At 51.8% G+C, this 8,011-nt stretch carries 7 protein-coding genes; 4 read left to right on the top strand and 3 right to left on the bottom strand.

Features of this window, described 5'->3' with window-relative positions:
• Nucleotides 1–40 precede the first annotated feature (40 nt).
• Entirely contained in the window at nucleotides 41–991 is a 951-nt protein-coding gene (locus FDW87_RS06510) for a VirK/YbjX family protein (RefSeq protein ID WP_137379550.1), read from the bottom strand.
• A gap of 160 nt (nucleotides 992–1,151) precedes the next feature.
• Here FDW87_RS06510 and macA point away from each other — a divergent pair, with 160 nt between their 5' ends.
• Nucleotides 1,152–2,267, top strand: a complete 1,116-nt coding sequence (gene macA / locus FDW87_RS06505) for a macrolide transporter subunit MacA (protein WP_016156938.1) — start codon at nucleotides 1,152–1,154, stop codon at nucleotides 2,265–2,267.
• Entirely contained in the window at nucleotides 2,264–4,210 is a 1,947-nt protein-coding gene (gene macB, locus FDW87_RS06500; protein ID WP_080858888.1) for a macrolide ABC transporter ATP-binding protein/permease MacB, read from the top strand. The genes macA and macB overlap by 4 nt, the downstream gene beginning before the upstream one ends.
• 74 nt (nucleotides 4,211–4,284) lie before the next feature.
• On the opposite strand, the gene cspD is transcribed toward macB, so the two are convergent.
• Complete coding sequence (gene cspD, locus FDW87_RS06495) at nucleotides 4,285–4,509, bottom strand: cold shock-like protein CspD (RefSeq protein WP_003036813.1); 225 nt, start codon at nucleotides 4,507–4,509, stop codon at nucleotides 4,285–4,287.
• 323 nt (nucleotides 4,510–4,832) lie between these two features.
• Here cspD and clpS point away from each other — a divergent pair, with 323 nt between their 5' ends.
• Entirely contained in the window at nucleotides 4,833–5,153 is a 321-nt protein-coding gene (clpS, locus tag FDW87_RS06490) for an ATP-dependent Clp protease adapter ClpS (protein WP_003036810.1), read from the top strand.
• 30 nt (nucleotides 5,154–5,183) lie between these two features.
• Nucleotides 5,184–7,460, top strand: a complete 2,277-nt coding sequence (gene clpA, locus FDW87_RS06485; protein WP_016153651.1) for an ATP-dependent Clp protease ATP-binding subunit ClpA — start codon at nucleotides 5,184–5,186, stop codon at nucleotides 7,458–7,460.
• A 259-nt stretch (nucleotides 7,461–7,719) separates the two neighbouring features.
• On the opposite strand, the gene FDW87_RS21990 is transcribed toward clpA, so the two are convergent.
• A partial coding sequence (locus FDW87_RS21990; RefSeq protein WP_252363049.1) for a U32 family peptidase C-terminal domain-containing protein occupies nucleotides 7,720–8,011 on the bottom strand: 292 nt, incomplete at its 5' end.

The raw sequence follows: 8,011 nt of genomic DNA, 5'->3' as shown, positions 1-8,011 counted from the left end.
TGTTTTCCCGCGTGCTGTGGTTGGCACGCGGCAGAGCGGATTAGTTGCGAAACATCGACGACAGCTGCGAGTGGATGCTGTCCAGTAACTGGTAGCGACGGCGGTATTCCGCGCGTTTTTTGCTGGCAATGTCCGCTTCGCTTTTTCGCGCCATTGTGCGTGGGATATGGTAATAGCCGTGACCGTCGCACTCACCGCCAACCGACTCCCAAAATGCGTTGTAGTCGGAAAGTATCACCTTGTTTTTATCGTGGTAACGCGGGCTGCGAAAGATATGCTGTTCATTGCTGACAGCCAGAATTTGTTTGATATTCAATTGTTCTGCAAAACAGCAAATGGCTTCCATCACAATACGTTTAGGGAAAATTCCATAGCATGATTTGGTCGCTTTTTGAATTTCTTCATGTGGCAGTAATCGACTGCCTCCCTGTAACCCGCCAATAAACAGTGTGCTGCTTCCTTGATAATTGCACAGCGTAAACGTCATTTCCGCTAAAGTCTCGCCAGCGCTATTGCGTACCAGAATGGTACTTTCACCTTCTTTATCCAGTGAGATAAATGAGCCCAGTATTACGCTAAATATTTCGCTATTTTTGCCTTCAATTTGTGCCAGTTGTAATCCATCCGCACTTAAATAAGCTTTATATTCAGTGGCTGAAAAAGAGCTGCGGATAGCATTGTAATGAAAACGCACAGCATCCAGTTTCATTTTCCGATCAAGGTTTTGTGCGAGATAGGCGCGATGTAGGCGAACCGGCAGACGAGGCTGGCGTGCCAGTACGCTATCGAGATCAGGCCATTGCGCCAGTTCAGTCATCCATTCATGCATTAATCGTGGCATAAGCGCTGAGCGCAACAAAAACTTACGACGGAAGCTACGCTGATGCCAAAATTTTCCAGGGCGCCAATGTCCGGTCATCAGGCTACAAAAGAGGCTAAAACTTGTGGCGGGTTTTGAAGAATGAAAAGTGCTGTCAGTTAGCTGGCTCATAATAACAATCCGATGGATACTCTGGTACTAATTTCAACACAGCGGATCTTAACCATTCATCAATAACTCTGTTATTCTTGCGTTTTTCAACGGCTATTTATTTAACGTTGATGTTTACCACTCCACTCTGGTGGACGTATTGGGGGAAATTGGGACATTTATGAAGCTCAAGGGAAAAATCAAAAAGCGCTATTTTCTCTTCGCCATCATCATTATTGTGGCGATAATTGCACTTTGGCGAACGCTTAATGCGCCTTTACCTCAGTATCAAACGTTAATTGTTCGTCCGGGCGATCTGCAGCAAAGCGTACTGGCAACCGGGAAACTGGATGCGTTGCGTAAAGTTGACGTCGGGGCGCAGGTAAGCGGGCAGTTAAAAACGCTGTCGGTCGCGATTGGCGACAAAGTAAAAAAAGATCAACTGCTTGGCGTTATCGATCCTGAACAGGCGCAAAACCAGATTAAAGAGGTTGAAGCGACGCTGATGGAATTACGCGCTCAGCGTTTACAGGCTGAAGCAGAGTGGAAGCTGGCGCGGGTAACGCTTTCCCGTCAGCAACAGCTGGCGAAAACCCAGGCTGTCTCGCAGCAGGATCTCGACACGGCGGCTACTCAGATGGCGGTCAAACAGGCGCAAATCGGCACAATTGATGCGCAAATTAAGCGTAATCAGGCCTCTCTCGATACGGCAAAAACCAACCTTGATTACACCCGCATCGTCGCGCCAATGGCAGGCGAAGTCACGCAAATTACTACCCTTCAGGGGCAAACCGTTATTGCTGCCCAGCAGGCACCTAACATTCTGACATTGGCAGATATGAGCACCATGCTGGTGAAAGCGCAGGTTTCCGAGGCGGATGTGATTCACCTGCATCCCGGGCAAAAGGCCTGGTTTACCGTACTGGGCGATCCTCAGACGCGCTACGAAGGTAAGCTCAAAGATGTTCTTCCGACGCCAGAGAAAGTGAATGATGCAATTTTCTACTATGCTCGCTTCGAAGTTCCCAACCCGAAAGGGATCCTGCGTCTGGATATGACCGCGCAGGTCCATATCCAGCTCACGGATGTGAAAAATGTCCTGACGATCCCGCTGTCGGCGCTGGGCGATCCTATTGGCAACAATCGTTATAACGTCAGGCTGCTGCGTAACGGCGAAACCCGTGAACGCGAAGTGGTTATCGGCGCGCGTAATGACACCGATGTGGAGATCGTTAAAGGGCTGGAAGAGGGGGATGAAGTCATCACCGGTGAGGGCAACGCTGGAGCGCCAAAATGACGGCATTGCTTGAACTGAGCAATATCCGCCGCAGCTATCCGTCAGGCGAAGGTCAGGTCGAGGTATTGAAGGACGTATCCTTGAGCATTCAGGCCGGGGAAATGGTAGCGATTGTCGGGGCGTCTGGCTCGGGTAAATCGACGCTGATGAATATTCTCGGCTGTCTGGACAAACCCACCAGCGGTACGTATCGGGTTGCCGGGCGCGATGTCTCCACGCTGGATAGCGATGCGTTAGCCCAGCTGCGTCGCGAACATTTCGGTTTTATCTTCCAGCGTTATCATTTGTTGTCGCATTTAACCGCCGCGCAAAACGTTGAGGTGCCTGCAGTCTACGCTGGCACCGATCGTAAGCAGCGCCTGGCCCGTGCCCAAGAACTCCTGCAGCGACTGGGTCTGGGCGACAGAGTCGACTATCAGCCTTCCCAGCTTTCCGGTGGTCAGCAGCAGCGGGTCAGTATTGCGCGTGCGCTGATGAACGGGGGACAGGTTATCCTCGCCGACGAACCCACCGGCGCGCTGGACAGCCATTCAGGCGAAGAGGTGATGGCGATTTTGCATCAGCTGCGCGATCGCGGGCATACGGTGATTATCGTCACTCACGACAGCCAGGTCGCCGCACAGGCCGAACGCGTCATTGAAATTCGTGACGGCGAGATTGTGCGCAATCCGCCGTCGCACAAACCCTCTACCGGGCACGATATCGCGGAGCCGACGGTGAAAACGGCGTCCGGCTGGGGGCAGTTTGTCAGCGGTTTTCGCGAAGCGCTCACTATGGCCTGGCTGGCAATGGCTGCGAATAAAATGCGAACGCTACTGACCATGCTTGGGATCATCATCGGTATTGCTTCGGTGGTGTCGATTGTGGTGGTAGGCGATGCGGCTAAACAGCTGGTACTGGCAGATATTCGCGCTATTGGCACCAATACCATCGATATCTATCCTGGCAAAGATTTCGGCGACGACGACCCACAATATCAACAGGCGCTGAAGTATGACGATTTAACTGCGTTACAGAAGCAGCCCTGGGTCAGTTCGGTGACGCCTGCGGTGTCGAAAAACCTGCGGCTACGCTATGGCAATATCGACGTGGCAGCCAGTGCTAATGGCGTTAGCGGCGACTATTTCAACGTCTATGGCATGACGTTTAGCGAAGGGACCACTTTTAACGCTGAACAACTGGCGGGTCGCGCTCAGGTGGTGGTGCTCGACAGCAATACCCGTCGTCAATTGTTCCCCAACAAAGCGAAAGTTGTCGGCGAAGTCGTGCTGGTGGGGAATATGCCTGCCACGGTAATTGGTGTTGCAGAAGAGAAACAGTCGATGTTTGGCAGTAGCAAGATCCTACGGGTCTGGCTGCCTTACAGCACCATGTCCGGGCGAATTATGGGGCAGTCGTGGCTGAACTCGATCACCGTGCGGGTGAAAGACGGTTTTGATAGTGCTCAGGCCGAGCAGCAGCTCACCCGACTACTGACGTTACGCCACGGTAAGAAGGATTTCTTCACCTGGAATATGGACGGTGTCTTGAAAACCGCCGAAAAGACCACACGTACATTACAACTCTTCCTGACGCTGGTGGCCGTGATTTCGCTGGTGGTCGGTGGAATTGGTGTGATGAATATTATGCTGGTTTCGGTAACCGAACGAACGCGCGAGATTGGTATTCGTATGGCGGTTGGCGCCCGCGCCAGTGACGTACTGCAGCAGTTCTTAATTGAAGCGGTGCTGGTGTGTCTGGTTGGCGGCGCGTTGGGCATTAGCTTGTCGATGCTGATCGCCTTTACGCTTCAGCTATTCCTGCCTGGCTGGGAAATAGGTTTCTCACCCGTAGCCTTATTGACGGCGTTTCTGTGTTCGACTGCGACCGGGATTTTGTTTGGCTGGCTACCGGCGCGAAATGCGGCGCGGCTGGATCCGGTAGATGCTCTGGCGCGGGAATAATACCATCGAGATAAAAATGCCAGCCGCAAAGGCTGGCATTTTGACTGCGGGATGTACACAATGAAACAGAAGAGCTATGCGACAGCTTCTGCTTCAATGACAGGCACGATGACACTGGCATGATTGCCTTTTGGCCCCTGGTGGACATCAAACTGGACAGATTGTCCGGCTTTTAGCGTTCTGTAACCATCCATCTGAATGGTGGAGTAATGGGCGAAAATATCTTCGCCGCCGCCTTCGGGGCAGATGAAACCAAACCCTTTGGCGTTGTTGAACCACTTAACAGTACCCGTTTCCATGCTTCGACATCCTTCGTAAATCTTATATAAGTAAGATGGAATGAACCGGTGGCGGAGTGGGGGCTGTTCAAAACCTCGCCAACTCTCGAAACTACAATTTAGAGAAATCAGGCGAGGCGTCAAGCGCCAGGCTGACGGAATAGGGTAAAAATGCATCAAAATTTGAAGCAGTTAACGCTATTGTCGGTTATGTGACAGATGTCGCGGATGGCACTAATAGATGATAGTTATCTAATACTTGAGGTAGATTGATTGTGCGCATAGGCTGCTTGTCAGCGGCAAGATTTTCTGCCGGAAACCGTAACTGAAGATGACGACTGACAATGGGTAAGACTAACGACTGGCTGGATTTCGATCTGCTGGCGGAAGATAAATTGCGCGACGCGCTAAAACCGCCATCTATGTATAAAGTGATATTAGTCAATGATGATTACACTCCGATGGAGTTTGTTATTGACGTGTTACAAAAATTCTTTTCTTATGATGTAGAACGTGCAACGCAACTGATGCTTGCCGTTCACTATCAAGGTAAAGCGATTTGCGGCGTATTCACTGCCGAAGTGGCTGAAACCAAAGTTGCGATGGTGAACAAGTATGCGAGGGAGAACGAGCATCCGTTGCTGTGTACGCTAGAAAAAGCCTAAATGCAGGCATAAATATTGGGGGAGGTGCCTATGCTCAATCAAGAACTGGAGCTCAGTTTAAACATGGCTTTCGCCAGAGCGCGCGAGCACCGACATGAGTTTATGACCGTCGAGCACTTGCTACTGGCATTGCTCAGTAACCCATCGGCCCGCGAAGCGCTGGAAGCGTGTTCCGTGGATCTGGTGGCGCTGCGTCAGGAACTCGAAGCCTTCATTGAACAAACCACACCCGTATTGCCTGCCAGTGAAGAAGAGCGCGACACGCAGCCAACGTTGAGTTTTCAGCGTGTGTTGCAACGCGCGGTCTTTCATGTTCAGTCCTCCGGGCGCAATGAAGTTACCGGTGCTAATGTGCTGGTCGCCATCTTCAGCGAGCAGGAATCTCAGGCGGCTTATCTGCTGCGTAAGCATGAAGTGAGCCGCCTTGATGTGGTGAATTTTATTTCTCATGGCACGCGCAAAGACGAACCAAGTCAGTCCTCTGACTCTGGTAATCAGCCGAATAACGAAGAGCAAGCTGGCGGGGAGGACCGTATGGAGAACTTCACGACTAACCTTAACCAGCTTGCCCGTGTGGGCGGAATTGATCCGCTCATTGGCCGGGACAAAGAGCTGGAACGCGCCATTCAGGTACTGTGCCGTCGTCGAAAAAACAACCCGCTGCTGGTAGGTGAGTCTGGTGTCGGTAAAACCGCTATTGCGGAAGGCCTAGCCTGGCGTATCGTCCAGGGCGACGTGCCGGAAGTGATGGCTGATTGTACCCTTTACTCTCTGGATATCGGCTCGCTGCTGGCGGGCACCAAATACCGTGGCGATTTTGAAAAACGCTTTAAGGCGCTGCTGAAACAACTGGAACAGGATACTAACAGCATTCTGTTTATCGATGAGATCCACACCATTATCGGCGCGGGTGCGGCATCGGGCGGCCAGGTGGATGCAGCTAACCTGATCAAACCGTTGCTCTCCAGCGGTAAAATCCGTGTGATAGGCTCCACAACCTATCAGGAATTCAGCAATATCTTTGAAAAGGACCGCGCGCTAGCACGCCGTTTCCAGAAAATCGATATCACTGAGCCGTCGGTTGAAGAGACCGTGCAGATCATCAATGGTCTGAAGCCGAAATACGAAGCGCACCATGACGTTCGCTACACCGCCAAAGCAGTGCGTGCAGCGGTCGAACTGGCGGTGAAATACATTAACGATCGTCATCTGCCGGACAAAGCGATTGACGTGATCGATGAGGCGGGCGCGCGGGCGCGTCTGATGCCGGTCAGCAAGCGCAAGAAAACCGTCAACGTGGCGGATATCGAGTCCGTCGTGGCCCGCATTGCGCGGATCCCGGAGAAGAGCGTTTCGCAGAGCGATCGCGATACGCTGAAAAACCTGGGCAACCGTCTGAAAATGCTGGTATTCGGACAGGATAAGGCCATTGAGGCGCTGACTGAAGCGATCAAAATGAGCCGTGCTGGTCTGGGACACGAGCATAAACCTGTCGGTTCGTTCCTGTTTGCCGGACCGACTGGTGTAGGTAAGACCGAAGTCACGGTGCAGTTGTCCAAAGCGCTGGGTATTGAGCTACTGCGGTTTGACATGTCCGAGTATATGGAACGTCACACCGTCAGCCGCCTGATTGGTGCGCCTCCGGGATATGTCGGTTTCGACCAGGGCGGTTTGCTGACAGATGCTGTCATTAAACATCCGCATGCGGTACTGCTGCTGGATGAAATCGAAAAAGCGCATCCTGATGTCTTTAACCTGCTGCTGCAGGTGATGGATAACGGTACGCTGACCGACAATAACGGGCGTAAAGCGGATTTCCGCAACGTGGTGCTGGTCATGACCACCAACGCCGGCGTGCGTGAAACCGAGCGTAAATCGATTGGGCTGATTCATCAGGACAACAGTACTGATGCGATGGGCGAAATCAAAAAAGTGTTTACGCCGGAATTCCGTAACCGTCTCGACAACATTATCTGGTTCGATCATCTCTCTACTGAGGTGATTCATCAGGTTGTTGATAAGTTTATCGTCGAACTTCAGGTTCAGTTGGATCAGAAAGGTGTCTCTCTGGAAGTGAGTCAGGAAGCCCGCGACTGGCTGGCTGAGAAGGGCTATGACCGCGCAATGGGCGCACGCCCGATGACGCGCGTTGTCCAGGATAACCTGAAAAAACCATTGGCTAACGAACTGCTGTTCGGTTCGCTTGTGGATGGCGGTCAGGTGACCGTTGCGCTGGATAAAGAGAAAAATGAGCTGACCTATGGTTTCCAGAGTGCGCAAAAGCACAAGCCAGAAGCAGCACATTAATATCTAACCACCTAATGAACCGGGCGTAATGCCCGGTTTTTTTTCGCCTGAAAGTCGTGATTTGAATAGGGGGAGTTAAACGGCAGGCAAAAAATAAGCCTGCGTAAGGGAGATTACGCAGGCTAAGGAGGTGGTTCCTGGTACAGCTAGCATTTATGGGTTATGTTTTTCAGCGGATGGGATAATACCCTTAATGAACGAAGCGGTATGTGATCGATTTCTAAGAATCTTCCGAACGCTGAAAAATAACCGTAATTAACTACTTAGCATGTGGGTTGCGCGTGGACTCACCGGTAAAATTACGCATCAACAATGCATAATTCAGATCGATATCCTCCGGTACAGGCATCCACACGGTGTAACCATCGCCCGGCGCAACCGGCATCGCTTCGCCTTTCGCGTTTTCCATCTGTCCGAGGGTAAAGTTGATGTTGCCCTGTGGGGTCATCAGCTCCAGGCTGTCGCCGACGGTGAATTTATTTTTCACCAGCACAGCCGCCAGTTCACCTTTACGTTCGCCAGTGAATTCGCCGACAAACTGCTGACGCTCG

The organism is Citrobacter sp. wls826 (assembly GCF_005281245.1).
Lineage (GTDB): Bacteria > Pseudomonadota > Gammaproteobacteria > Enterobacterales > Enterobacteriaceae > Citrobacter > Citrobacter braakii.
This window is presented reverse-complemented; position numbering and strand designations above follow the sequence as displayed.

Coding starts and splice junctions, on each gene's coding strand:
- FDW87_RS06510 (WP_137379550.1), bottom strand. CDS start 991: ATGAGCCAGCTAACTGACAGCACTTTTCATTCTTCAAAACCCGCCACA.
- macA (WP_016156938.1), top strand. CDS start 1,152: ATGAAGCTCAAGGGAAAAATCAAAAAGCGCTATTTTCTCTTCGCCATC.
- macB (WP_080858888.1), top strand. CDS start 2,264: ATGACGGCATTGCTTGAACTGAGCAATATCCGCCGCAGCTATCCGTCA.
- cspD (WP_003036813.1), bottom strand. CDS start 4,509: ATGGAAACGGGTACTGTTAAGTGGTTCAACAACGCCAAAGGGTTTGGT.
- clpS (WP_003036810.1), top strand. CDS start 4,833: ATGGGTAAGACTAACGACTGGCTGGATTTCGATCTGCTGGCGGAAGAT.
- clpA (WP_016153651.1), top strand. CDS start 5,184: ATGCTCAATCAAGAACTGGAGCTCAGTTTAAACATGGCTTTCGCCAGA.